This is a genomic window from Pseudoalteromonas sp. ECSMB14103 (genome assembly GCF_000813065.1).
GTDB lineage: Bacteria > Pseudomonadota > Gammaproteobacteria > Enterobacterales > Alteromonadaceae > Pseudoalteromonas > Pseudoalteromonas marina.
In genome coordinates this window covers 1-25,390 of the sequence record NZ_JWGY01000004.1, presented here as the reverse complement: position 1 = coordinate 25,390, position 25,390 = coordinate 1, and the positions used below count along the sequence as shown (strand labels likewise).

Here is a 25,390-nt window from a genome sequence, read left to right as displayed (position 1 = left end):
TTAACTGCAATGCCAAACCCGCCTTCAATCGCGCCAATAGATACTTCAGAGTTAATGTGTGTATCACTTGGTAGCGCAATTTTTTCGCTACCTGCTACAAATTTTAGTGCACCAATAAAGCACGCTGCATAACCAGCTGCAAATAATTGCTCTGGATTAGTGCCTTGTCCATCGTCGCCACCTAGCCCTTTTGGGGTTGATAAGTTTACATTTAAACGGCCATCGTCTGATTTAGCTACACCTTCACGGCCACCGGTTGCAGTTGCTTTTGCTGTGTAGGCAACGTTTTGTAATACATTCATAGTGAACTCCAAAGTTTATCAATTAATTTATTTTGTATGCAAAATAATAGAGCAAGTAATTAGAGATTGCAAATACTTTGCATGCAAATTAAAATGTTTTTTGAGTTGAAGGTATTAACGTGTTGGGAGTTAGGTATGTCGTTTGAGCAATTAAAATTAAAAAATCAGCTGTGTCATAGGCTATATATGGCATCAAATAGCATTGCACGCGCTTACCGTGAGCCTTTAGCTGAACTTAATTTAACGTATCCGCAGTATGTAGTAATGATGGCGCTGTGGGAGCAAGACAAAATAACCATAGCGCAGCTAATAGATAAAACCGCTATTGATGGCGGCGCTATGACCCAAATACTCAAAAAAATGACCGAAAAGTCTCTGCTGGCTGTTATTAAAGATGAGCACGATAAGCGTAAGCGCCTAATTCAGCTTACCCAAAGTGGGCAAGCCCTTAAAAACGAAGCCGCTGATATTCCAAAAAATATATTATGTAAGTTTGAAAGTGTAGACCCCACACAAGCTAAACAGCTTATGCAGCTACTTGATTTAGTAGTAAACGATTTAACAACTAAAAACGATGATGAGTTAGTCAACTAACGCGGTTATTTTTTGTTGAATAAACGCCCTAAATGCGCTGATCACCGGGGTCATTTGTCGCCGGTCGGCGTACATCATATAAAGCGGTAGCGGATCGCTTTGCCACTCGGGGCATAAATGAACGAGTTGCCCGCATGCTAAATCATCAATAACATCTAAGTACGACTTATACGCAATGCCTTTGCCCTCTAGCGCCCAGCGCCTAACCATTTCGCCATCGTTAACTATGTGTTGGCAATTTAGCTGCACTTTTTGCACTGCGCCATTTTTATAAAATCGCCATTCTTTAAACACTTCGCCAAAGCGCATAAAGGTAATGGTGGTGTGCTGCGTTAAGTTAAGGGGGTGTGTAAGCAATCCATTGTTTGCTACATATTCAGGAGAGGCCACTAAAATACGCGCATTATTTAAAAAAAGCGGCGCTGCAATTAACTGCGAATCTTTTGGTACACCAAAGCGCAGTGCAATATCAATTGATTGGCTGTAAATGTCGCTTACTTCGTCACTTAAGTGCAGTTTAAGTTTTACATGCGGGTATTGCGCTAAAAACTCATTAAGCCATTCACTTAGTTTATTACGCCCTAAGTCGCACGGGGCCGATACCTGTAGTGTCCCTGTTACTTCGCCCACAGCGGTTTGTACTGCAGCTACCCCTTGTTGAATAAGCGAAAGTGAATCTTTGGCGTAACTTAAAAACTGCTCCCCTGCCACACTTAATCGTAAGCTGCGGGTAGAGCGAATAAACAGCACGTTTCCTAAATCTTTTTCTAGGCGCTTAATAGCTGCACTTACCGCCGCTGGGGTTTGCTCGTTTTGCCGTGCGGCTTCAGAAATACTGGCGCAACTGGCTACATCTATAAAAGTTTGAATATCGTTAAATGATCGCATATTTTCAATTAAAATTTGAAAGTGCTTTAGTTTTTCATGTCTTTTTCTATTTTTCAACTGAGCTATAGTGCTTGCATATTAAAAAGTACTTAAAATCATCAGGAACCCACATGAAAGCATTTGGCTACACCAAAAACACTAAAACACTCACACCCAACTCTATACAAGCAATTGAACTTGATACCCCAACCGCCACCGGGCACGACCTACTTATTGAAGTAAATGCTATTTCGGTAAACCCTGTAGACACAAAAATACGTGCCAATGTAGCGCCAGAGCAAGGCTACAAAGTATTAGGTTGGGACGGCGTAGGCGTTGTAAAAGCCGTTGGCGAGTCGGTTTCGTTATTTAATGTGGGGGATCGTGTATTTTACGCCGGCGATTTATCGCGCCAAGGCAGTAATGCGCAATTTCAATTAGTTGATGAGCGTATTGTAGGGCGTGCGCCTAAAACATTAACCGACGCACAAGCCGCAGCGCTGCCGCTAACCAGTATTACCGCTTACGAAATGCTGTTTGAGCGCTTACAAGTGCCTAAAAATAAGCAAAATACTCAGCAATCTATTTTAGTTATTGGCGCCGCAGGTGGCGTTGGCTCTATTTTGGTACAGCTTGCCAAGCAACTTACGGGGCTAAACGTAGTAGGTACTGCATCGCGCGAGCAAAGCGTAACTTGGCTTAAAGAGTTAGGAGCCGATCACGTGCTTGATCATACTAAAAACTTAAACGAGCAGCGCCTAGAGCTTGGTTTAGCTGAATTTGATTACGTTATTGGCTTAACCCATACCGACCAATACCAAGATCAAATAGTAGAGTGTATTAAACCGCAAGGTAAATTTGCGCTAATAGATGACCCTACATCGTTCGATATTTTAAAGTTTAAGCGTAAGTGTATATCGGTGCATTGGGAGTTTATGTTTACCCGCTCGCTATTTACTACCGCCGATATAACAGCGCAGCACACCTTACTTAATGAAATTAGCGAACTGATAGACGCAGGTACACTTAAAACCACGCTAGGGCAAAATTTAGGATTAATTAACGCTGCTAATTTATATAAAGCACACCAAATTTTAGAATCGCACACCGCACGCGGAAAACTTGTTTTAGAAGGCTTTTAACCATGAATCAGATTAAAAAAATACTTTTAGTTGCAGCCTGCAGCACCGCGTTTTTAACCAGCAGTGTGTTTGCTAATACCGCTAATCAAAATGCTGATTTAAAAACAGTAGCCACATTCGACGCGCAGCACCCACCGGGTAATATTGCTATTACGCCATCGGGTCGCAAGTTTTTATCGGTACATGGTTTTTACGGCCAAAAACAAAAAATTATGGAGCTATTAAGCGATGGCACCACCAAACCCTACCCTAATGAAGAATGGGCATACGCGTACAAAAACGGTAAAGGCTTTTACGACGTACTTGGCATAAATGTATCAGCCGATGGCGTATTATGGATGCTTGATACATCAGGCCCTGATCATGCTGGGCGTTTAATCGGTTGGGATACCAACAAAGAGCAGCTGCATAAAATAATTTATTTAGCTAAACCCACCATTACCGACACCTCGTTTTTAAACGATTTAGTTATCGATAATAAACACGGCGTTGTATACATTGCCGACACCGCACAAGGCAGCCAAGCCGCTATTATTACCGTAAATTTAAAAACAGGTGAGGCGCGCAGAGTCTTACAAAATAGCCCATACACCACAGCCGAAAATATCGATATGGTCATTGAAGGGCGCACCATGAAACTAGGCGGCCAACCAGCACGTTTAGGGGTAAACCCAATCACACTCGACCCAAGCGAACAGTGGCTTTACTTTGGATCTATGTCTGGCACGTCGGTTTATCGTATTGCCACAAGCGATATTAACAATAAAAGCCTGAGCGCAAGCGCCCTTGAAAGTAAAGTAACGCGTTACGGCACTAAACCCATTTCCGACGGCATTATTGTTGATGGCGGCGGCAATGTGTATGTTACCGACATAACCAACGGCGCAATTGGCGTGGTAAAACCAAGCGGTAAATACCAGGTATTATTTAAAGACGAGCGCTTAAGCTGGCCTGATGGCTTTAGTTATGGCGCCGATCATAAAATATATTTTACCGTAGATGAGCTACATCGCTCGCCAGTATTAAATAACGGTAAAAATGCCAGCCAAGGAAAATTTAGTGTGCTGTCGTTCGACCCACTAGTAAAGGGTAAAGTAGGGCGCTAAATACAGCGTATAAACCATACGCCACGCACCTGTTGCGTGGCTTTTTGGTGCAACTTTTAACCCTTTTAGCCCCAAAATGGTGCTAAGCGCTCAAAAGTTATTTTTAGTGTTTTAATAAATATCTGATTTGTATTCATAAAATATTCAATTAACAGTTGGCATAATTCTTTCAAAGTACAGATGTGTTCAGTGAAACTTTCAAGGAAAATACCATGGCTAACCTATACCACACCCTTTACCTACTATGGCGTTTAGACATTAGCGTATGGCAGGTAAATGATCCGAGTAATACCCATACTACGTGCGACAAAGAGCGAGTTTATAGCCGATAAATTTAGTATTTATAGGCTTTGCAAGCGCGGCCATTGCGTTGTATTGTTAAGTAACTAAAAACAATATGATTGGAACGTGTATGCACGCCTTAGAAGTAAATTTTGATGGCTTAGTTGGCCCTACTCACAACTATGCGGGTTTATCGTATGGTAACGTTGCCTCGTTAAATAATGCGGCAAGTTTTTCAAACCCTCAAGAAGCTGTGTTACAGGGCCTTGAAAAAATGAAAGCCATGCACGACAAAGGCCTAACACAAGGTGTGTTTGCTCCCCATGCACGCCCCGATTTAAACGTACTACGTCGCCTAGGTTTTACCGGCAACGACTCGCAAGTTATTCATAAAGCATTTAAAGCCGACCCTATTTTATTGCGCGCGTGTTATTCGGCCTCTGCAATGTGGACCGCCAATGCCGCTACTGTTTCTCCATCGCCAGATACCCTCGATGGCAAAGTGCATTTTACGTCAGCTAATTTAAACAATAAGTTTCATCGCTCCCTAGAGCCTGCTACAACTACCCGCTTACTAAAAGCCATGTTTAATAACGATAGCTACTTTGCACACCACACGCATTTACCCGATCAGGGCTTTTTTGGCGACGAAGGCGCGGCTAACCATACCCGACTTTGCGACAGCCACGGCGAGCAAGGCCTAGAAATGTTTGTATTTGGTGCAAGTGCCTTTAACAGCCAATTACCAAAACCGGCTAAGTTTCCTGCAAGGCAAACACTAGAAGCTTCAGAAGCCATTTGCCGATTACATAATTTAAAAGAATCGAGCCAAATTTTACTGCAGCAAAATCCAGATGTAATAGACCAAGGCGTGTTTCATAACGATGTAATTGCAGTAGGTAACGCAAACGTATTGCTTTGCCACCAGCAAGCATTTTTAAACCAACAAGATGCCCTGCAAGAAATTCGCGATGCCTACAGCGGCAGCAAACAGCTATACATAATTGAAGTACCTACCGATAAAGTAAGCATTAGCGATGCAGTAAGCAGTTACTTATTTAATAGCCAATTAGTAAGCCTAGATGATGGCTCAATGCTATTAGTAGCGCCACAAGAGTGCCAACGTAATAGCGCAGTAAACGCCTACATTGAAGAAATGATTTTAGCCGATAACCCAGTCAACCAAGTGCAGTTTTTTGACCTGCGCCAAAGTATGCAAAATGGCGGCGGTCCTGCCTGCTTACGTTTACGCGTAGCCCTTAACCAACAAGAGCTAAGCGCAGTAAACCCAGAGGTTATTTTAACCGATACTAAATACACTCAGCTTTGTGACTGGGCAAAGCGTAACTACCGCGATAAGTTAGGCGCAAGCGACTTTGCCGATTCAGCCCTACTTACCGAAAGCTACCAAGCACTGGATGAACTAACCCAACTGCTTAACTTAGGCTCAGTGTACGACTTTCAATTAGAAGGTTAATACTCGTCAGCAAAAAGCTAATACAAAAATAGCGAGCCAAGGCTCGCTATTTTTATTTGTGTTTGTGCTAATAGAGTTTAAATACCTTTATTAACCGTTACTGCCGATGCCATCGACTCAGATATATGCAACGTACGCTGCGGAAACGGAATGCTCAACCCCGCGCCTTCTATAGCCTCTTTAACGCGCTTATTTAAATCCCACACGGTTTGCCAGTAATCGCCATTTACAGCCCATGCACGTAATTGAATATTTACTGCGCTTTCGCCTATTGAAGTAACCATTACTTTAGGCGCTGGCTCTGCGAGTAATCGGCTTTCTGATTCGGCAACTTCTTTAAGTACATTTAAGCCAACATCAATAGAGTCGGCGTACGAAATTCCCACTACTATATCCATGCGCCTTTTACCGTTGCGGGTAAAGTTTTTAATGTTGCCGCCCCATACTTTACCGTTAGGCGATGCGATATAAAGGCCGTCGGTGGTTTTAAAAATGGTCGTAAATAAGTTTATTTCGTTCACTGTGCCAAGCGTGCCGCTCGCATCTACAAAATCACCTATTTTAAATGGCCTCAGTATTAATAACATAATGCCAGCGGCAATATTACTTAAGGTGTTTTTAAGCGCTAAACCAATCGCTAAACCCGCCGCGCCCATTAGCGCTATTAAACTTGCCGTATTAACGCCAAAAATATCTAAAATAAACAGCCCAGCAATTATGTAAACTAAATACCCCGCAATGCTCGATAGAAGCGGTAGTAGCGTTTCGTCTACTTTTTTTAATGGCGATTTAGAATTTTTAATCGCTTTTTTAACCGAGCGTGCAATAAGCGCGCTCGCAACTAAAATAGCCAAAGCTAATACCACTTTGTAACCTAAAGTGATAATAGTTTCTGAATGGCTTTGCCAAAACACAATAAGTTTATCTTTCATACATATTCCAACTATGGGCTGATTATCAGCAAGAATTAAATCTATACACTTCAAAAGAAGTGGCGGGAGTATATAGTAAAAATTTTAAAGCGATAGCATTAAAATAAGGGGAAGGTGTGCCTATATCAGCAAATTAATTGGGCAAAGTTTTTCTTTTTTTCGCTTAAATTTTCACACTTAAAAACTTAGTGCTCACAAACTAGTTAACCTATGGCGTACATACTTTTGTTCAAAAATACGCAAAGTAAAATAAAGATTAACTTCAAGTAACTATTCTAAAAACCTATTCAATCTAAATTCAGCTTAGCTCTTCTACAATCCGCTTTATAAACTAAAGGAGTAAATCATGAATTTTAAATCAACATTAGTCAGCAGCGCCGTTCTTTTTGCATTAGCCGGGTGTGGCTCTTCAAGTGATGACAATGACACAACACCGCCACAATCTAGCGACAAATCAACCTTTAGCCTTGGTGTGTCAGATGCGCCGGTTAGTGGTTTAAAAGCGGTTAACGTCGTGTTTGATTCAATCACTATTAAAACACAAGGCGATGAAGAATTTAGTTTTGAAACCCGAAGTGAAGCTGACGCATCTCAACCACAAATGGTTAATTTGCTCGATTACACCGGGGACGATGTTTTTGAGCTGGTTGACGATCAAGAAGTGCCAGCAGGCGAATACTCGTGGATCCGCGCTCAGGTTATAAATGGCGATACTAATAACCTTAGTTTTACATCTCACGTAGTATACGAAGACGACAGCATTGCTCCGCTGGTGGTAAAAAGAAAAGGGAATGATGGTGTAGGCGAAATACAACTCGATGGCTTTACACTTAACCAAACTGATAACGACTTTGTTTTAGAATTTGACCTAAAAAAATCGCTGGTCGATCCCCAAAATAATGAGGAGATCTTTTTAAAACCTAGAGGCGTACGATTACAAAATCTTTCTGAGTCACAAGAAATTGAAGGCACAGTAAGCCAAGCGCTTATTAATAACTGTGAAACAGACAATATCGCCACTGCTGCTGCAGATTCAACGTTTGGACATGCCGTATATTTATATTCATCAGATGCTCAAGTACCTAAAGATATATACGAAATAGATGAGCAAACCCCAGAAGATGCCCCACTTGCGACCGCAAATGTTGTATTTGACCAAGACGATAACCAATATGAGTTTGAGCTTGCTTTCATTACACCGGGAGACTACCAACTTGGCTATACGTGCACCGCACATATAGACGATGCAGAGCTAGAAGATACCGATTTCACTGTTTATCAACTTAAGCAAATTAGTGTACCGCAAACTGAGGACCTTTCAGTTAGCTTTGACATAACACAATAAACGTATAGCGCACTTTAAGGTGCGCTTTTTTATAAAAAGTATAACAAAAACGAACACTCCACCTTTGCAAAAAACCATTAAAGCCACTCATATCACATCATCCAAATAATTCATTCGTAAAGTGACCTGCATTCAAGCCCTGTTAACCCAGTACTGGTAGAGTTAATAGCACGTATTAGTTAAACCGTTCTTATCATTTTGAATATGTAAACATAGGAGAAATAACCATGGCGAAAGAAAAAGTAGTTCTAATTACAGGTGCCTCTAGTGGCATAGGTGAAGCGAGTGCAAAAACATTGGTTAATAACGGCCATAAAGTCATTCTTACCGCCAGAAGTGAAGATAAATTAGCTGAACTAGTTGAGTCATTAGGTGAAGATAACGCACTGAGTGTACCCGCAGATGCCACCGACTTTACCGAACTTGAAAACGTAGTAACAAAAGGGCTTAAAAAATTTGGCCGACTAGATGCCGCATTTGCCAACGCAGGTATGGGCGTTTCAACCGCAGGCACTGAAAAAGGCGACCCCGATGAATGGTCAACCATGATAGACATAAACATTAAAGCCCTGCTGTGGACGGCAAAAGCAACCTTGCCACATTTACGCCAAAACAAAGGTCATTTTATATTAACCAGCTCAGCTGCTGGCCGTAAGCCAATTAAAGGCTCTATTTACGGTGCAACTAAATGGTTTGCTTACGGGTTTGGACAAAACTTAGCTGAGGAAATGAGCGAGTGGAATGGCCGCTGCACCACCATAGCCCCTGGCATGGTAAACACCCCATTTTTTGATGAAGCAAAGCCCGACAAACTCGACCCACAAGATGTGGCCGACGCCGTACTGTTTGCAATAGAAGCAAACCAGCGCAACAACGTGCGCGAGATTTATTTAATGCCGACTAATTAACGGTGATTGGTTGAGTTTGAGCTGTCAGGTTTAATGCCAATGGCGTTAAACCTGACGGTTTTTTATACTTAAATGAGGTTGGATTTTAATAGCGTAAGTTTGAACACTGCATAATTAAAAATCTGATTAGCTGCGTATTTCTACACGCCAAGGTGGATTAACTCTATTAACACCCTGCCCAATATAGCTTAATTTTATGTCCTGACGGATCATGCAGTACGGCCTCTCGCCATAAATAGCTCTGGTCTGTAGGTTCTTGTATAAATACAAAACCTTTAACTTTTAAAGCCTCAACCAGTTCATCTAATCGTTCATGTTCAAAATATATTACCGTGCCACAATCAAACTCACCTCGATCTAAAGACAAGGAGAAAGTTGAATCCCCATCTGGGCATTCAAAGCGAGCATAATGCGGGGTGTCTACAATTTGAGTAAAACCTAAGTCGCGATAAAATTTAGTCGAAATTTCCATGTCTGTAACAGGTAATGTAATTTGATTTAAGTTCATTTAACTTCCCTGTGAAAAAATTAAAGTAGGTGAGCACTTAATTAATTTACGATTGTTATGTAATACTTTACTTATTTCTTCACTAATTAAAGCCTGATACGTAGCTCATCAAAGTGCGAAAATAAAAGTATCTGTCTAGTTTATTATGTTTTTGTACTGTTTCACATTCGAAACCTTCGTCGCTATTTTTGAAACTCATACTTTACGAAACACATAACGCCTCGCTTAACCGGCGCAAAATAGCAGGCTAAAATTAGCGACGAAGGAGCGCAAGCCTGCTGTTTTGCGTCCTTGGTTAAAGCGTTTGTTAGCTAGCAGCAAACACATATTTGCGGCCTAAATAAATAAAGTGTACGGCAACAGCTATTGGTATAAGAAGCCAAATGAATTTGATATTTATACCTGACATAAATGCAAACCCAAGGATTGAGCAAAAGCCGCAGATTATAAATAAACGTAATTTAGCAAACGATAAAAAATACCTGCTTGGCTCTAGAATATGCATTAAAACAGAGATAAGCGCGAACATGCCAAGAAAGCCTCCAACCTCAATAAGTAGCATAACCAGTGCACCATAATAACCATCTAATATACCCATAATTGAGATGGGTATAGTAATTAAGCCTAGCCCTAACAGTATGACTAAAGGACCGAACCCAATTATGGCTTCAACAATGATCAAGAATTTGTATATTGGTCTCATTTGCTAGCTAACGCCTTAATAAACGGCGAAAAATAGTAGGCTAAAATAAGCGACGGAGGAGCGCAAGCCTACTGTTTTGCGTCCACGGTTTAATTAAATTGTTATGTGACTTTAACTCTTTTACCTAAATGCTTACCTATAAGCCCTATTGGTAAAAGGCATGTATTAATGATTATTACCCTAAAAATTATCCCTAAGAAAAACAATATATCCATATCAGGAGTACCATCCCACTCTGGGTTTTTCATAAACTCTGACATTAAGTAAATATCACTAATAGCAATGGATATGAGTACAATTAAATGGGCGATAAAAAGACCTAGATAACCGAGCCTTTTAGCAAAGCAAAAGGTAATTAAACACCATATAATCCAGTAATAAAATTCGTACTCCAGAAACACTGAACTTCCCTAGTCACATAACGCCTCATTAAGTGGAAATTAATGGTTGGCTATAATCGCGAAGCGATGGCCAACTGTTTATTTTCCATTTAAATGACTTGTTATATTTTTTAAAATAGACCTCTAATTTCTTTAACAAGGTCTGTTGGTAACCAATAAATGTCTTCGTAATTTTTATTGCTAGTTTTGAACCTATACAGAACAGGTAAATACCCTTGATATTTCGCAGCCGTTTCTTCGATAAGACCTTCAACACACTCTAAGCTTTCAAGTATATCTTTCTTTTCAATATCTATTAATGTCTGGCATAGCACTTGGATGCACTCTACAAATTTAAACAAATGCGAACCAAGTTCAAACCGTTCATCAAGTGTAAGTATTTCTTCTTTTATTTTTTTTCCCCAATCGAAATTATTAATTAGCTCATCTCTTTTTAGATAAATAATTACATGGCTTATAGTTTCTGCTTCAGATATCTGAACTGTCTTCGAGTCAAACCCTCCAACAGGCAACCCACAATGTTGAGCATAATTTCTCAATTTATAACAAAATCGATAAGAGAAGCTACTATCGAATTGATCGCTCTGAGCGGCTTTGAATAATTTTATTTCTTCAGAATCTTTTCCATATTTTCTTCTAAGGAAGGTTTCTGAAAAATCAATAAAAGTTTTAAGTGAGCTTAGGAGGTTTAAAGTGGCTCTATTTACTTCAACAAAATGATGATTATTTTCTTTCATATTCGGAGAGACTAATACGTTATGTATAGTTTCTTTACGGTGAGCATCAATTTTTTCAAGTAATTCTTTTTTGTTTTCATTTAAAATAGAAAGAACCTGAAAGTGGCGATTAAATTCAAATAATTTATCTAATTTTTCTTCTATGAAATCAGGCTCTCCATCGTGAAGACTTTTAACCCTCTTAATTCCAAATTGAGTGCCTTCCAGGAAATAGCCTCCAAGTTCATTGCATACATCTTTAGATTTCACTTCCATTTAAAACTACTCCGAATAAAAATATAACGCCGTTTTAAGCGGCAAATTGCTGTTGGCTAAAATAAGTGAGGCACGAACAAAAAGCCAACTGTAATTTGTCCGGCTTGAAAACCCTTGTTAGGTGTTTTTACTGATTTTTAAGCTGTACTTTTTGCATGTTTGGCCTAATTTACTCACTTTGCTTGGCCAATCCCACCCCTCAAATGATTCGAGGTATAAGTCTCCAAAAGCTTTAACATGACACAAACCTTCAATTTCACGCAAAGCCTCTAAAAGAGATTCAGATTTATCAAGTAAATCAATTTGCGCTTCTAAAAGTAATGCTTGCTCAAGTAAATCGTGACCTCTTAAATCTAAAGCTATTTCCACCGCTTGATTTTTGATTGAATCTAACTTGATCACCGAAGACACCTAACGCCCTGTTAACAGGCAAAAAATAGTTGGTTAAAATAAGCGACGCAGGAGCAAAAACCAACTGTTTTTTGTCCTTGTTTAACAGCTTGTTAGGCGACTTTTACATAAACCCAATTTGAAGGCTTTATTGCATGCATAATCATACACTTCCAGTTATTATAATTAGCACCACAATTTAATTCAGTGTTTACACTTTCTAGTTTTTCGAACTCAAACTTTTTAGATTTACACCAATCGATTTTCACAGATATGGTGTGCTTACCAGAAGTTAATTCAAAATGCTTAGTTTCACCGGAAGCAATTTCTCCAATATTTTGATCATCAACAATAACAGAGTATTTCCTAAGATAGTTGGTTGTTTCAACTCCTCGCGTTAAAGTTAAACAATTAATAGGCCGAGACTCATCTACAACTAATGCTTCTTTATGTTTATTAATTTTTTTACCGTAATACATCCCTATAGATATCCATAAAGATAAAAATATAATGAGCGGAATAAACGCTTTGATTAACTCCATACTTTCCCTAGTTGCCTAACGCCGTTTTAAGCGGCGAGTAATAGCTTGCTAAAATGTGAAACGAAGTGGAACCGAGCAAGCTGTTACGAGTCCGACTTGAAAACCCTTGTTAGGCCTCTGTAACACCGCTGTTTATTTCTTTTTCTTTTTGAGCAAACTGATGTAGCCACAATAATTGTCTAATTAGAATATATTCATCTTTATTCTCATAGTCATTAGGGTAACTCTCAGGTATCACGAGGGTTTCATCAACAGAAACATCTATTGCATCGAGAACAACCTCGATGTCTAAATAATTAATAAGACTATTGTATTGTTCTCTTTCAAAATCAGATTTACTAGACACCCCATTTTCCATGCCCCAAGAAGTTGGAACTATTGAACTTAAAAATCGCATTAATGAATTTGGGTCTGATTTAAATTGATTTTTCATATAAGTATTAGAGGATTCTCGTCCAACATATGTGCTTAAGGTATATAGAATAGTCCCTACATAATTAGGATATTTGGACGTTATATCTATGTCTTGTTCAATAAACTTGAGCAATTCGTTACCTAAAAATATTCCAATATCATTAATTTCCGATTTTGAAAAAGCATCCTTTTCCGGTTTATCCTCTTCCTCCCGTTTTAGCCACCTAAATATTTCAAGTTTGAATTCTAAACATGGAGTTATCTTTATGCATGATTCAACAATTGTTTTACGGGTACTAGCCTCATTATTCTGAATAAGACTACTAACTAACATTGCAGCCTGCACAAGTGGATTCATATGACTAAATAATGCATCAGGGTTAGGGTAAGAGTCACTCTTATTTGATATAGCAACTGCTAACGCTATTGATTCATGTGGTGCTATTTCATCAGAAATTCGCCTTAACTTTTTTATCAATAATTCGGCATTACTTGAAGTTAAAATATTTGATAGTGGGTTTTCTTCTGTTTCGGGATCAGCTACCCATTTGGGGCATTCTGAAATCAATGACGTTATTAAACCATCAGCAATATCATTCTTAGGTATAGAATAGGTGAAGTACCTAGAGAAGTAGGTTTCAGAGCATATTCGTTGTCCTTTATCCCACTCTTTATACCAATCAGAACCATAAGTTGTATTCCCATATACAGAGCTAAGTTTTGGGAACATATTTTTAAGAAGACGAATAACACCTTTTTTATCTACGTCTTCTGTATTTAATAATGCGGTATCAATTAGACTCTTAATATGTTCTTTTTCTGGCGCTGAGTCTGAGTGGTTCCTTTCACTAAAAACACCTGAAAAGAGTGATTTATTCTTTCGTATGATTCCGTATAATGAAGGGAAAAATATCCGAACCCCTTCAATTAGCATAAGATCTACTGGATTTACTTCACCTTTTAAAATTGGTAATGAAAACAGTAATGTATTGCCATATAACTTTGCTTTTCTAGGCGTCGTTAGGCAATCATCGAAAGCTCCACTAAAGTCTCTTACAAACTCCTGAACCTGTTGTTGTGATAACTCTATACCAGATATTGATAGGGCTTCATCTACTCCTTTAAAGCAAAACTCCCTCAGTACTGGCTGTTCAACTGATGGTAGATGAAGCGGTACTTGTATAATTTTTTCTAAAAAATCTTCACCCGCATTATTTTTGGTACTTGAATATCGTTCTTGAAGAGATGCTGCTACAACATCTTTATCAAAAGCTAATATGTAAGAAGTGTATTTAAAATCAGCGGTGAGTTTAACTAATTTAAATAATGCATGTATCTCTGAATTTTCTAACCTGTCGACATCATCTATTAAGATTAAAACTCTGCGCTTTGCTGTTTCGAGCGCTTCCTCAATTCGTGATTTCAATTCATTTACATCTGGCGTTGATAAGAATGATCCTACAGCATCACCAGTTCCTTTCGCTCCAAAAATCGCACCTGCACCTGGAGCCGCCTTCTTAAGAAAGTCTTTTAACTTATCACCAGTATTTATTAATTTAGCATCTAAGGCATCTGCAATATCAAAAAAGAAACCACTTAAAAGCTCATCTTCAGTACCAAATCGCCAAGGATTAAACTTGATACATATTACATTTTCATCAGCTGATAATGAATTTTCGATAAAGTTAAGCACTGATGTTTTACCATCTCCCCAAACACCGTATAACCCAATAACAATACTGCTAGGATCACTTCTTTTGGAAATAACCTCCGCTACTCGTTCTGAGAAGGTCCAACGAGAAAAGCGGTCATCTTCTTTTTGAATAACAGGTGAATCTGCAGAATAATTTTGTTCTTCCATGAATACTTCCTAAAATTTAGAGTTTTAAATATGGCAAATTGAGAGAGGCCTAACAATTTAGTCTACGACATTTGTCGTTTTACAAACCGACAAATGTCCATATATTACAGTGATTTTATCCTAGCTATAAAATAAACACCTGTAAACAAATAGTTAGCTTCGCCTTACCTTTCCTAAATACAGCAAAACCCTAAAATGGTGGAGTTCAGTAATATCACACAAATCGTTGTTTAGTTATACCGGTTGGTTATTAATTAACAAATCATATTTTAAATACCTGAGTTTAAACCAGTAACGCATACCCCTTTAACCCTTAACCTTGTAACACGTTATTGCTTATAAAATTAGTTAAGAATCACAAGCTACTTCTATTGAACCCGTTGTATTTTTACTTCATATTAGCTCAACTACTTTTCAATTATTAGGCTGTTATGTCACTTTTAAAATTTAGCCATGCACTTATATTTACCCTTGCGAGTACCCTACCGCTTACAAGCTATGCGGCGCTTAATAAAAACGAGCGTGAAATAGTAAAACAAGTTGAGCACAACATGCCGCAAGCGCTTAAAGAAATAGAACAAGCGGTAAACATTAATAGCGGTTCGCTTAATATTGAAGGCGTAAAAAAGGTGGGCGCGCTTGCAAGCGAGCAACTAAAAGCCATTGGTTTTGAGGTTGAGTGGTTAGATGGCAGCGCGTTTAACCGAGCTGGGCATGTACTCGCAACCTTTGAGAGTAAAAAACCCGATGCAATAAAAATACTGATGATCGGCCATCTTGATACGGTATTTGCTAAACACGATAACTTTACTACCTATAAACAAATTGATGAACACACCGCGAGCGGCCCAGGTGTAGCCGATATGAAAGGTGGTAACACTATTATAATTACCGCACTTAAAAGCCTGCAAGCGCTTAATTTACTGGAAAACGTTAGCGTAAAAGTACTGCTTACGGGCGATGAAGAAAGCAGCGGCCGCCCACTTAGCTTATCTAAACAAGCCATTGTTGATGGCGCAATTTGGGCTGACGTAGCGCTAGGTTTTGAGAACGGCGATAACAATATTAAAACCGCTATGGCGGCGCGCCGTGGCTATACCGGCTGGACGTTAAATGTAACGGCCAATGCTGCACATTCATCGCAAATATTTAATGACAGTGTGGGCTATGGTGCTATTTACGAAGCGTCACGTATTTTAAATGACTTTAGAGAGCAACTAGCTACACAACCTAATTTAACCTTTAACCCAGGGCTTATTGTAGGTGGTACAAATGCCGATTACGACAGTGCTAACTCGTCAGCCACGGCGTTTGGTAAAAGTAACGTAATTGCGCAAACCGTGCATGTAGCGGGTGATTTACGGGCGCTTTCGCCAAAGCAGGTAGAAGGCGCTAAAAAAGTGATGCAGCAAATAGTGACTAAAAGTTTAAATGGAAGCCAAGCTGAGCTTATTTTTGAAGACGGCTACCCACCAATGGGCCTCACCGAGGGTAATAAAAAGCTGCTTGCACTGTATAGCCAAGCAAGCCAAGACTTAGGTTATAACAAAGTGGTGGCTGCAAACCCTCGTAATGCCGGTGCTGCTGATATTTCGTTTGCTGCAAACCATGTTGATATGGCGCTTGATGGCCTAGGACTAATGGGCAGTGGCGCACACACTAAAAACGAAACCGCCGATTTAACCTCGCTTAATAAAAACACCGCTAAAACAGCGCTGCTTGTATATAGATTAGGCCAAATGTAAAAGTATTTAAAACGAGTGCTGTTACTTTTGCACTCGTTCAAATACATGTGATGAAAAAATGTCTATCACGACATTATTTTGAAAAGCAAATCTCGCACTGTGGCAGGTTCAAACGGTTTATCGCAAATGGCATCAACGCCCGCTTGAGCAATATTGGCTAGATGGGTGTCGTTTGCCTCTGAGCTCACCATTAAAATAGGAATATGCGAGTAAGCATTTGAGCCACGTACAGTTTCGGTTAGTTCGCGACCATCCATTTCTGGCATGTTGTAATCGGTAACGATTAAATCGAATGACTGTTCGTTAAGTTTTTCAATTGCTTGTTTACCATCTTGCGCCTCAACCGGGGCTGGTATTCCCATACCAGCAAGCACACGAATAATATGCTTGCGCGCAAAACGACTATCGTCAACAACAAGAACACGTAATAAAGTAACATCAAAATGCTCTAGTTCGACCTCTTCTTCTGTAATTATGTCGAGCGTCGCTTTTAATGCGCGTGTAATTGCATCTGCACTGAATGGTTTAGGTAAAATGGCTAATACGCCCGACTGCCTTAATTGCTCAAGGTATTTTTTATTGCGTTCGCTCGAGATCAACATAAACGCTTGGCTTTCTGTGCGCGGGTTCGAACGAATGCTTTGTAACAAAGAGTCTGCAGTGCCATCGGCTAAATACATACTACTAATAACTAAATCGGGCTGATATTTTTCTAAAAGAGCTAACGTTTGCGCTTGATTGCTTGCGGTTTCTACTTGGGTTACACCACATTGAGTTAGTGATTTGATTATCAGTTTTTGCTGAACCTCTGAAGGCTCTACTAATAATATTGATAAATTGGCTATTGCAGTTAAATCACTCATGTAACTCTCTTGGGTTATGTTATTGCTAAACGATTTCGGTTTTACGGTTTCATTATAAAACAACATGTATCACTGGGGTTAACAAAACGCTTATTTTTATGCATTTATTTGTAAGTTTTTAATTACAAAATAAATCAGAACTTTTGAATGTACTCAAGCGCAGTCATTTTTTTATAACTTACATTTGGGTGTAGTATGTGAGCAGGATTAGGATCGACCACCTCGATAGGTATGTTATGAGTACGGGCTATTTCTAATGCCATTTGGGTGATATTTACACTAAACGAGGTGCCCATAAATACAATTTTATCAGCGTTGAGCATACGCTGCTGTGCTTGGGTTATTCTGTAAAGCTCGGTGTAAAATTCATCAAACAACAACACAAAAGGCTTAAACGAATGGTTAAGCTCAGGTGTTTGGTTTTGAATGTTAAACAGCTCAAAAAGAGATTCATGCAGGCGGCTTTCATCTACACTATCCCACGGGGTCATCAGCGGTTCAACAGCTTCGCCTTGCTCATGAAATAGCGTCATTTGATCGAGCCTGCCGTGTATAGCAATGTAATTTTTGTTACCGGCTTTGCCATCAAGCCCATCTATATTTTGGGTTATTAAGTTTTTATCACTCAACCAATGATGCACGTCATTAGGGCCATGGTTACGATACGTTGCAAAACGGTTGTAATACCAAGCCAAAAACTCACGCGGATTATTTTGATACATTGCGCGCGTTGCCATTTCCATAGGCGTATAGTTTTTACTACCTATAGTCCAAAAGCCTTCTTCCCCTCTAAACGTAGGTATACCACTAGCCGCGCTTACCCCTGCGCCGGTAATATAAAGCGTATTCATTATTTTACCTCGTAACCTAGCACATCATTAATAACTTGCTGTTGGTTATTCATTCCACCAATACGATATAAAATACCGTTATGCTCTAGTAAGCCTCGGTGATCCATCGTTGCAGTTTTAAGTGGCTGCATTACTTGCCATGTATTATTTTTAATATTAAAGCGCCATACATGACGACTTGCTGGAGCTGGCTGTTTGTTATAACCAATGCCATCGTAATTATAGGGGTTGCTTGAGCCAGCTAGCATGTAAATATGGCCATTATAGCTTGTAGCAGCCATACGATAATGTGCTTCGCCTGTTGGGTGTGGCAGCGTTCGCCAATCTATTTTTTGTGGGTTGTTGGCATTTATTGTGCCTTTTAAACATTGTGCAACCCCTGAAAACGAGCGGCGTGAACTTGGGTTTGCTTGGGTTTTTACGCCATCACATATAACAATAGTATTACCACTAATTGCAGCCGCTTGGCCAAATACAGGCTCACCTAAAAAAGGCGACGCCTGCTGCCATGTATTGTTTTTAGTATCGTATACTTGCACTAAATTTACGTTGCCATCGTTATGCCAACCGCTAATAAGGTATATGTAACGCTCTTTGTAGCTTAGCGCCACGCTGTCATCTACTGGGACTGGCATAGACTTGAGTTGCGTATAGCTATTTGTGGTTATATTGTATTTATACACGTCTGGGCTCGATATTTCCGTGTGATCTGCAGCAACAGTGTAGCCACCAAATACATAAGCGTATTTACCTATACCAACCGCTGTACTTGCTAAACGCCCCTTAATTGGCAAGCTAGAAGGTACTGCCAATTTAGCCTGCCATTGGCTTTCTCCCAGCTTTAATGCCCACACTTTATTATGTACATCACTAAATTGTTTATTTGAAGCTAAGCCCATAAAACTTAAGAAATAGGTGCTATTTTGCGATGTAACTTTAGCTACTGCGTTGTTTGCAACTGGCTCAGGTAAAGCAGGAAGGCTAGCTAGCAGTGCAGAAAAAATAAAACTCATATAAAAATAATCTTGTTAAAGGTTAATAAAGTAAGGTTAATTTATTTTTCAGCGCTGAACCAGTTTTGATAAGCCTTGTGATGCACTTACTGCTTTGAACACTTCCAAATATAAAATCAGTCAAAGCTACTTCTTTGTTAAATTAACTTTATGAACTTACGTTAAGCGTAAAAATCATCCGCTTTTAGTTGATAAAAAAAACAATTAAACATGGACTTAATACTTTTGTTTAAAGATAATATATATTATTAATCATTTAAAATTAATTTTAATGAAGCCGTGTATACGTTAGCTATGGTATTTTTTAGTTATGGTTACTTTATAAGCTAATGATATATTGAAAAAAGTTAAAGGCTCACATAAAAAGTAGCAGCGTATTTTTGCTATATTTACACCATTCATAATGTTAATGTAATGTTCTTCAAATGTTTAAGAAAAGCAATTTCGCTTATATAATTTATGACTAGGTAGGAGTTCCTTAGTGAAAATTTCGCATCAATCACTATGGCCATTATTGTTTTTATCACCGCTTGTAATTGCAGATCCTTTTGAAGATGCTGAGCTCGATCTTAGTGCACTAATGGAAATGGATGTTCAAGTTACGTCTGCAATGAAGCGAGCTCAATCAGCATTTGATACCGCCTCATCTATTTATGTTTTAAGCAAAGAGCAAATTAATAAATCTGGCGCAAACTCAGTACCAGAAGCATTAAAAATGGTACCTGGACTTATCGTTAGGCAACTTGATAATAATCAATGGGCAATTTCTTCGCGCGGTGTTGCGTCTCGATTTTCAAGTAAGCTTTTAGTTATGGTTGATGGGCAAAGCTTATATACACCTAAATTTGCAGCTGTTTATTGGGAAACGCTGAATGTCCCACTTTATGATATAGAACGAATAGAAGTTATCCGGGGTCAAGGCGGCCTATTGTGGGGCACAAATGCAAATAATGGTGTGATCAATATTATTACTAAAAACAGTATTGATACTCGTGGTGCCTACGCGAATGCGACTACCGGTAATCAAATAAATATTGATGCAAATGCGCGATATGGCGGCAACTTAAGTAATAAAGGCAGTTACCGTATTTATGGTCATGTAAAAGACGCTAATGAGTCAAAAAAAGGGATTTCACTCACGCCTAGTGACAAAGCCAAACAACATTCTCTGGGTTTGCGTGCTGACTTTACACCAAGCGACGAATGGTCTGCTTTAATACAAGGTGATGTTACACACTCTAACTTAGGCCAAAACTACCGTGGAGTTATTGACGAGACCAATAAAAACGTTTCATTTTCTGGAGACTTATCACGTACTGATTCTCGTGTTATGGCGCGCCTAGAAAATAGAATATCTCCCGACGCAAACCAAATGTTGCAAGTGTCATGGCTAAAGCAAAGTGGCAACCAAACATATATAAAAGAAAACTTTGAATCTATAGATATAGACTACCAAATGAACTTTTTATATGACTCTTTGCAGCTAGATTGGGGCTTGAATTACAGATATAACAAAATATCTTTCGAAGAAAGTGTATTTTTAGACAGTGATAAAGACCTAGACAATCTTCAACAATATGGTGGATTAATCCAAGCCCAATATAATGTTATACCCAATTATCTTGATTTAGTTGTCGGCACTAGGCTCGACCACAATGATTTAACTGGCTGGGAAAACCAACCATCGGCTAGGGTTATCTATAAGCCACAAGAGCGCCATCTAATATGGGGTGCTATATCCAGAAGTGTACGTACACCTACCCTGATAGAGTTTAATGATGACTACAAAGTGAATGGGACAGTTGTAGAAGAGGCGCTTGGTGGAAGTACTGGCATTAAAGCTATTGATGAATATGCGATTGCCACTTACCTCAATGGCAACGACAAAGTTGAATCAGAAAACTACGTCTCATACGAGTTAGGCTACCGCTTTGAAGGAAATAACACCTCTCTCGATTTGTCCGCATTCCATACAGATGCCGATAATATAGCAGCGATTAGATTTAACACCGACCCCAATCAGTTTCTGCCTGCTATACGTTTTTTTCAGCTCGGTCAATTTGAACAAGCGGCATTTGCGCTTACTCAAACTCGTGTCGATCTTGATGTTGTTTCGCAGGGTGAAACAACAACTAACGGGTTTGATATAGTTGCAACCTGGCAACCGCTGAATAACCTAAGTACAGAACTAGGGTATAGCTATACAAAAATTGATTATGATTTACCCGAGGGAGCAACACCAACTATAGGTTTTGATTCAACTAATAGACAAGTATTTGGCAAAGTAAACTATACGCTTTTTAATAAACATAATATTTTTGCAACGCTTAGAGTTGAAAACTCAGACGCTTATAATACCGACCGTTACACTACAATGGATATAACCTGGAATTATCAAATTAACCAAATATGGTCTACGGCTTTGTCGGGTAAAAACTTGTTTGCAGGCTCTCACATAGAGTATAACAACACTCGTGAAACCTACACATTGCCTAACTACATTGATGAATGTATAACATTTTCAATTAAAGCCAGCTTTTAAGATTATTTAATGCAGCTATTAAAACTTTTACTCAACGGGCTATTAATTACATTAACACTATTTTTTAGTGCTAATAGTGCTGCGACTGAGAAAGAGTATATGCTCAAGGCTGGTTTTTTATATAACTTTGCTCGCTTTGCAAACTGGGTAACACCGACGTATCATAATGATAACTTTACATTATGTAGCCCAGACGAAACATTCATCAACATTGCTGATGTTGCACTCACTAAGCGCAGTATTAAAAAGCGCCCATTAGTAAATAAACACATATCGCTTGAGCCAAACTCAATAAAACTGTGCGACATGGTATTCATAACTTCAAAAACGTATGCAAACTGGAAGAGTACCCCTAATTTGACTTACAAAAATATTTTACTTGTTGGGGAAAATGACGGATTTATAGAAAGCAATGGGCACATAAGGTTTTTTCTCTCAAGCGGAAAGGTCCGTTTTGAAATATCACCAAACAACCTTAAAATCGACGGCTTAACAATGAGCTCTAAAGTACTGCGCCTTGCGCGAATTGTGGATGGCTAAATGAAAAAACTATTTACGCTAGACACAATAAGTAAAAAGCTGCTTTTTATACTGATGAGCGTAGCATTTATATCAAGTAGTATTGTAACTGTAGCATTTGGTACGTACGAATTAAGCAGTGCAAAAGGTGAACAAATAGAAAGTCTAAACTCTCTATCAAACATGATGTCGCCAAATATAGCCACCGCACTTATCTTTGAAGATTTAGAAGCAATTCAAGAACTAATAAAGCCTATTCTTACTCGTACAGATGTAATCTCTGCTATTGTTACTAATCGAACTGGAGATATTGTAGCAAAAACTAATTCGCACATGTTATCCGATAATGTTGAGCATGCTGTTGAAGTAAAAAAACAACTGACTATAGATGGTAACAACGTTGGCGAATTAGTAATCTATGCTAACAATAGCTATATCAATAATCGAATAGATTTTTATGTAAAGTTTATAATTAGTCTCACGCTACTATCCTTTGCTGTCAGCCTAATTATTTCATTGTTACTAAGGCGTCGTTTTTTAAGCCCCATTTTATATTTAGCTCAAACAGCTAACGACATCACTAAATCAAATGACTATAGTTTACGTGCCGAGCAACTCTCTAATGATGAGGTTGGCGAATTAACCGTATGTTTTAACGATATGCTCTATACAATAGAGCAACGTGAACACGCTTTAGAAAATCAAGTTAAAACACGTACCCAAGAGCTTGAAAATGCTAACAGCGAACTTCACCGCTACGCATATCAAGATGGCCTTACGGACCTGCCTAATCGCCGCTATTTCTATGAAAAGATACAATCGTTAATCAATACGCATGATACAAATTTCGCATTAATTTTTATCGACCTTGATGGGTTCAAAGAAGTAAATGATAATTTAGGCCATGATTACGGTGACTTACTGTTGCATCAAGTTGCAAATAGACTAAAAGCATGCATTACTGAACAAGATATTATTGCGCGACTGGGGGGGGACGAGTTTACTTTAATACTTCAAAACGTCACCGACCTAGAAAGAGCCGCAAAAGTTGCAAATAGCGTACAACATGCCCTATTAACTTCAATTCAAGTAAAAAAAGAGACAGTGTATGTTACCGCAAGTATAGGTATTACTCTTTACCCAGAACATGGTAAAACAGTTGAAGAGCTCGTAAAGCGTGCCGACCAAGCAATGTATTTGTCTAAAAAGAAAGGTAGAAATAGGTACGAATTTTTCTCTTATTCAATTGAAGAAAAAGCCACTGAGAAAAGAAAACTCATAGAAGAAATAAAACTTGGTTTAAAAGAAAATCAGTTTGAGTTGTACTATCAGCCTATTTTTTCTGTTGATGGTAAGAGCATTACTAAAGCCGAAGCATTGATCCGCTGGAATCATCCACAAAAAGGATTAATAGGGCCTAATGAATTTATCCCTATGGCAGAAAAAAATGGCTTAATAAGCGACATAGGCCGCTGGGTGAAATCGCAAGCAATACAAGACTGTACTTTATTCAATAAATTATCTAAACGCCTTATACAAGTTAGTGTTAATACCTCACCACTTGAGATTGATCGCTCTGGTGAGTGGGTTGAGCAATGGATACAAGCAAGCGAACAATTCAATTTACCCGGACACTCTGTCTTAATAGAAGTAACAGAGAACACTCTAATGGGAACTGATTCAGAAATAAAACGACAGCTCAAGCGCCTAAGTGAATTTCAAATAGATGTTGCTATTGATGATTTTGGCGTGGGTTACTCATCACTGGCATACTTACAACGATTAGATATCGACATCCTTAAAATAGATCGTTCATTTATAAAGGATATAGAAAAAAATGATAATAGCATTGCACTAGTAAGGGCTATTATCACAATGGCCCATAACTTAAATGTGGAAGTAGTTGCTGAGGGAGTAGAAAAACAAGAGCAGTACATGTTACTAAAACAGATGCAATGTGATTATATTCAAGGCTATTACTTTTCTAAACCAGTTTCAAAAAAGGTGTTTGTCAGCGAATTCATTGAAGAATAACGCACAATTAAAACCAGCGAGGCACTACCTGTGAATATTGTTTATATTCAACTGTAAAGCTCTCGGTTAAATGTTTTTCCTCTACCAGAGTTTGCCTGTATATAGCTGCGACCCCAACGACTAAGCATATTAAACTAAATAAGCTTGGCAACGCTAAGAAAAATCCAATTTGAGCGGCTATCACCCCCAAATACATAGGGTTTCTAGAAAACTGATATAACCCTTTTGTTTTTAATTCACGCGGACCGTTTGGATCAATCCCTGAACGCCACAATGAGGCCATATTAAAATGAACAAGCATCGATAAAGCAAAGCCTGCTGTCAAAAGTACATTGCCAAACATAACACCGGGCCAATCATTCAAACCAGTAAAAAGCCCTAGGTAATTATCAAGCGAAGGAACAAACACCCGCAATACACATACAAACCATATCAAGGCTCTAAAGAACTTAAACGTAGTATGGTTCCACCAACTTGCACAATACTTAACTCCAGGAAAAACAATGTTTTCTTTCTCAGTACGTGACATATAAATAATTCTATAGGTATAAAAGCCTGCTACAAAGGTATAAAACAAAGCAAGGTAGATACGAGTAAACTCTATTAAAGAAGGTGAGTCATCAATAAATAAGGGGAAAGACATAGAGGACCCTGAATGAGTAAAAACGTTAACAAAAGGAGAGCATAAAGCCCATAAGGACTTTTAACAAGTAAAGTTAAACAAAACCAATAATAACTTTATCTCTATAGGATGTATTAGCCCATACGCTTAATTGCATCACTAGTATTTTTTATATTGTTATAAAACTTAAATCAATACATAGAGAAGTAAATCTGTAAAAGTCACATTTGAAGCCTGGTAATGTCGTGGTGCCCACAGCGGTAGAGAGTCACATAGCAAATGGGATGCTACGTTGTGCCTGTCTGCCTTGTGCGGGGCTCGCCTTCGCGCTGTTTTGTTTCACTTCTGAGTTCTGCAGGGCCTCTAAGCTATTTTACTAAACCCCAGATAGCAAAAAACCCGTCACATTGCTGTAACGGGTTTCTCTTATTTGAA

The 25,390-nt window shown here is 38.8% G+C and carries 22 protein-coding genes and 1 pseudogene; 10 read left to right on the top strand and 13 right to left on the bottom strand.

The window, feature by feature from the left end; genetic code table 11:
• Positions 1 to 302 (bottom strand): Ohr family peroxiredoxin (locus RF53_RS09760; protein WP_039037494.1); only part of this gene is annotated, 302 nt, incomplete at its 3' end.
• Positions 303 to 437: 135 nt separating this feature from the next.
• Between RF53_RS09760 and RF53_RS09755 the strand changes: the two genes are divergently transcribed.
• On the top strand, positions 438 to 896 hold the full coding sequence (locus RF53_RS09755) for a MarR family winged helix-turn-helix transcriptional regulator (RefSeq protein WP_039037498.1): 459 nt from the start codon (positions 438 to 440) through the stop codon (positions 894 to 896).
• Here RF53_RS09755 and RF53_RS09750 read toward each other — a convergent pair.
• On the bottom strand, positions 885 to 1,784 hold the full coding sequence (locus tag RF53_RS09750) for a LysR family transcriptional regulator (protein WP_039037497.1): 900 nt from the start codon (positions 1,782 to 1,784) through the stop codon (positions 885 to 887). The two genes, RF53_RS09755 and RF53_RS09750, sit on opposite strands and share 12 nt — an antisense overlap.
• 110 nt (positions 1,785 to 1,894) lie before the next feature.
• Between RF53_RS09750 and RF53_RS09745 the strand changes: the two genes are divergently transcribed.
• From RF53_RS09745 to astB, 3 genes are all read left to right on the top strand, one after another.
• The gene (locus tag RF53_RS09745) at positions 1,895 to 2,905 is read left to right on the top strand and encodes a zinc-binding alcohol dehydrogenase family protein (protein WP_039037493.1); all 1,011 of its coding nucleotides are present in this window, start codon (positions 1,895 to 1,897) and stop codon (positions 2,903 to 2,905) included.
• 2 nt (positions 2,906 to 2,907) lie between these two features.
• Positions 2,908 to 4,011, top strand: coding sequence for an L-dopachrome tautomerase-related protein (locus RF53_RS09740; RefSeq protein WP_039037492.1), 1,104 nt, complete (start codon positions 2,908 to 2,910; stop codon positions 4,009 to 4,011).
• Between the two features lie 412 nt (positions 4,012 to 4,423).
• Positions 4,424 to 5,770, top strand: coding sequence for an N-succinylarginine dihydrolase (astB, locus tag RF53_RS09735; protein ID WP_039037491.1), 1,347 nt, complete (start codon positions 4,424 to 4,426; stop codon positions 5,768 to 5,770).
• 77 nt (positions 5,771 to 5,847) lie between these two features.
• Here the strand turns inward: astB and RF53_RS09730 are convergent, their stop codons facing one another.
• Positions 5,848 to 6,702 (bottom strand): mechanosensitive ion channel family protein, encoded by an 855-nt coding sequence (locus RF53_RS09730; protein ID WP_006794419.1) that lies wholly within the window; start codon positions 6,700 to 6,702, stop codon positions 5,848 to 5,850.
• 346 nt (positions 6,703 to 7,048) lie between these two features.
• Here RF53_RS09730 and RF53_RS09725 point away from each other — a divergent pair, with 346 nt between their 5' ends.
• Positions 7,049 to 8,047 carry a DUF4382 domain-containing protein gene (locus RF53_RS09725; RefSeq protein WP_039037490.1) on the top strand — a complete coding sequence of 333 codons (999 nt, stop codon included), beginning with the start codon at positions 7,049 to 7,051 and terminating at the stop codon, positions 8,045 to 8,047.
• 227 nt (positions 8,048 to 8,274) lie between these two features.
• Positions 8,275 to 8,955, top strand: a complete 681-nt coding sequence (locus tag RF53_RS09720) for an SDR family oxidoreductase (protein ID WP_004587015.1) — start codon at positions 8,275 to 8,277, stop codon at positions 8,953 to 8,955.
• Between the two features lie 126 nt (positions 8,956 to 9,081).
• Here RF53_RS09720 and RF53_RS09715 read toward each other — a convergent pair.
• From RF53_RS09715 to RF53_RS09685, 6 genes and pseudogenes are all read right to left on the bottom strand, one after another.
• Positions 9,082 to 9,463, bottom strand: a pseudogene (locus RF53_RS09715) (VOC family protein).
• A gap of 307 nt (positions 9,464 to 9,770) precedes the next feature.
• Positions 9,771 to 10,166 carry a hypothetical protein gene (locus RF53_RS19430; RefSeq protein ID WP_160289069.1) on the bottom strand — a complete coding sequence of 132 codons (396 nt, stop codon included), beginning with the start codon at positions 10,164 to 10,166 and terminating at the stop codon, positions 9,771 to 9,773.
• Positions 10,167 to 10,677: 511 nt separating this feature from the next.
• Entirely contained in the window at positions 10,678 to 11,559 is an 882-nt protein-coding gene (locus tag RF53_RS09700) for a hypothetical protein (protein WP_039037487.1), read from the bottom strand.
• Between the two features lie 117 nt (positions 11,560 to 11,676).
• A complete protein-coding gene (locus RF53_RS09695) occupies positions 11,677 to 11,961 on the bottom strand; it encodes a hypothetical protein (RefSeq protein WP_039037486.1) in 285 nt (94 codons plus the stop codon).
• Positions 11,962 to 12,062: 101 nt separating this feature from the next.
• Complete coding sequence (locus RF53_RS19120) at positions 12,063 to 12,491, bottom strand: hypothetical protein (protein ID WP_052242886.1); 429 nt, start codon at positions 12,489 to 12,491, stop codon at positions 12,063 to 12,065.
• A 109-nt stretch (positions 12,492 to 12,600) separates the two neighbouring features.
• Positions 12,601 to 14,766: a KAP family P-loop NTPase fold protein gene (locus RF53_RS09685; RefSeq protein ID WP_039037485.1), complete on the bottom strand. Its 2,166-nt coding sequence runs from the start codon at positions 14,764 to 14,766 to the stop codon at positions 12,601 to 12,603.
• A 431-nt stretch (positions 14,767 to 15,197) separates the two neighbouring features.
• On the opposite strand from RF53_RS09685, the gene RF53_RS09680 reads away from it, so the two are divergent.
• A complete protein-coding gene (locus tag RF53_RS09680; protein ID WP_039037484.1) occupies positions 15,198 to 16,511 on the top strand; it encodes a M20/M25/M40 family metallo-hydrolase in 1,314 nt (437 codons plus the stop codon).
• A gap of 65 nt (positions 16,512 to 16,576) precedes the next feature.
• Here the strand turns inward: RF53_RS09680 and RF53_RS09675 are convergent, their stop codons facing one another.
• The 3 genes from RF53_RS09675 to RF53_RS09665 form a co-directional block, all read right to left on the bottom strand.
• Positions 16,577 to 17,374 (bottom strand): response regulator transcription factor, encoded by a 798-nt coding sequence (locus RF53_RS09675; RefSeq protein WP_039037483.1) that lies wholly within the window; start codon positions 17,372 to 17,374, stop codon positions 16,577 to 16,579.
• A 134-nt stretch (positions 17,375 to 17,508) separates the two neighbouring features.
• Positions 17,509 to 18,225, bottom strand: a complete 717-nt coding sequence (locus tag RF53_RS09670) for an SIR2 family NAD-dependent protein deacylase (RefSeq protein WP_039037482.1) — start codon at positions 18,223 to 18,225, stop codon at positions 17,509 to 17,511.
• The gene (locus RF53_RS09665; RefSeq protein ID WP_039037481.1) at positions 18,225 to 19,238 is read right to left on the bottom strand and encodes a Kelch repeat-containing protein; all 1,014 of its coding nucleotides are present in this window, start codon (positions 19,236 to 19,238) and stop codon (positions 18,225 to 18,227) included. The genes RF53_RS09670 and RF53_RS09665 overlap by 1 nt, the downstream gene beginning before the upstream one ends.
• A gap of 481 nt (positions 19,239 to 19,719) precedes the next feature.
• On the opposite strand from RF53_RS09665, the gene RF53_RS09660 reads away from it, so the two are divergent.
• From RF53_RS09660 to RF53_RS09650, 3 genes are read left to right on the top strand one after another with little or no spacing between them, the layout of a single operon-like run.
• Complete coding sequence (locus RF53_RS09660) at positions 19,720 to 21,780, top strand: TonB-dependent receptor plug domain-containing protein (protein WP_039037480.1); 2,061 nt, start codon at positions 19,720 to 19,722, stop codon at positions 21,778 to 21,780.
• A gap of 9 nt (positions 21,781 to 21,789) precedes the next feature.
• Positions 21,790 to 22,320, top strand: a complete 531-nt coding sequence (locus tag RF53_RS09655; protein ID WP_082014432.1) for a YfiR family protein — start codon at positions 21,790 to 21,792, stop codon at positions 22,318 to 22,320.
• Complete coding sequence (locus RF53_RS09650; protein WP_039037479.1) at positions 22,321 to 24,333, top strand: putative bifunctional diguanylate cyclase/phosphodiesterase; 2,013 nt, start codon at positions 22,321 to 22,323, stop codon at positions 24,331 to 24,333. It begins immediately after the preceding gene.
• A 7-nt stretch (positions 24,334 to 24,340) separates the two neighbouring features.
• Here RF53_RS09650 and RF53_RS09645 read toward each other — a convergent pair whose 3' ends face one another.
• Entirely contained in the window at positions 24,341 to 24,976 is a 636-nt protein-coding gene (locus tag RF53_RS09645) for a methyltransferase family protein (RefSeq protein WP_039037478.1), read from the bottom strand.
• Positions 24,977 to 25,390: the final 414 nt, after the last annotated feature.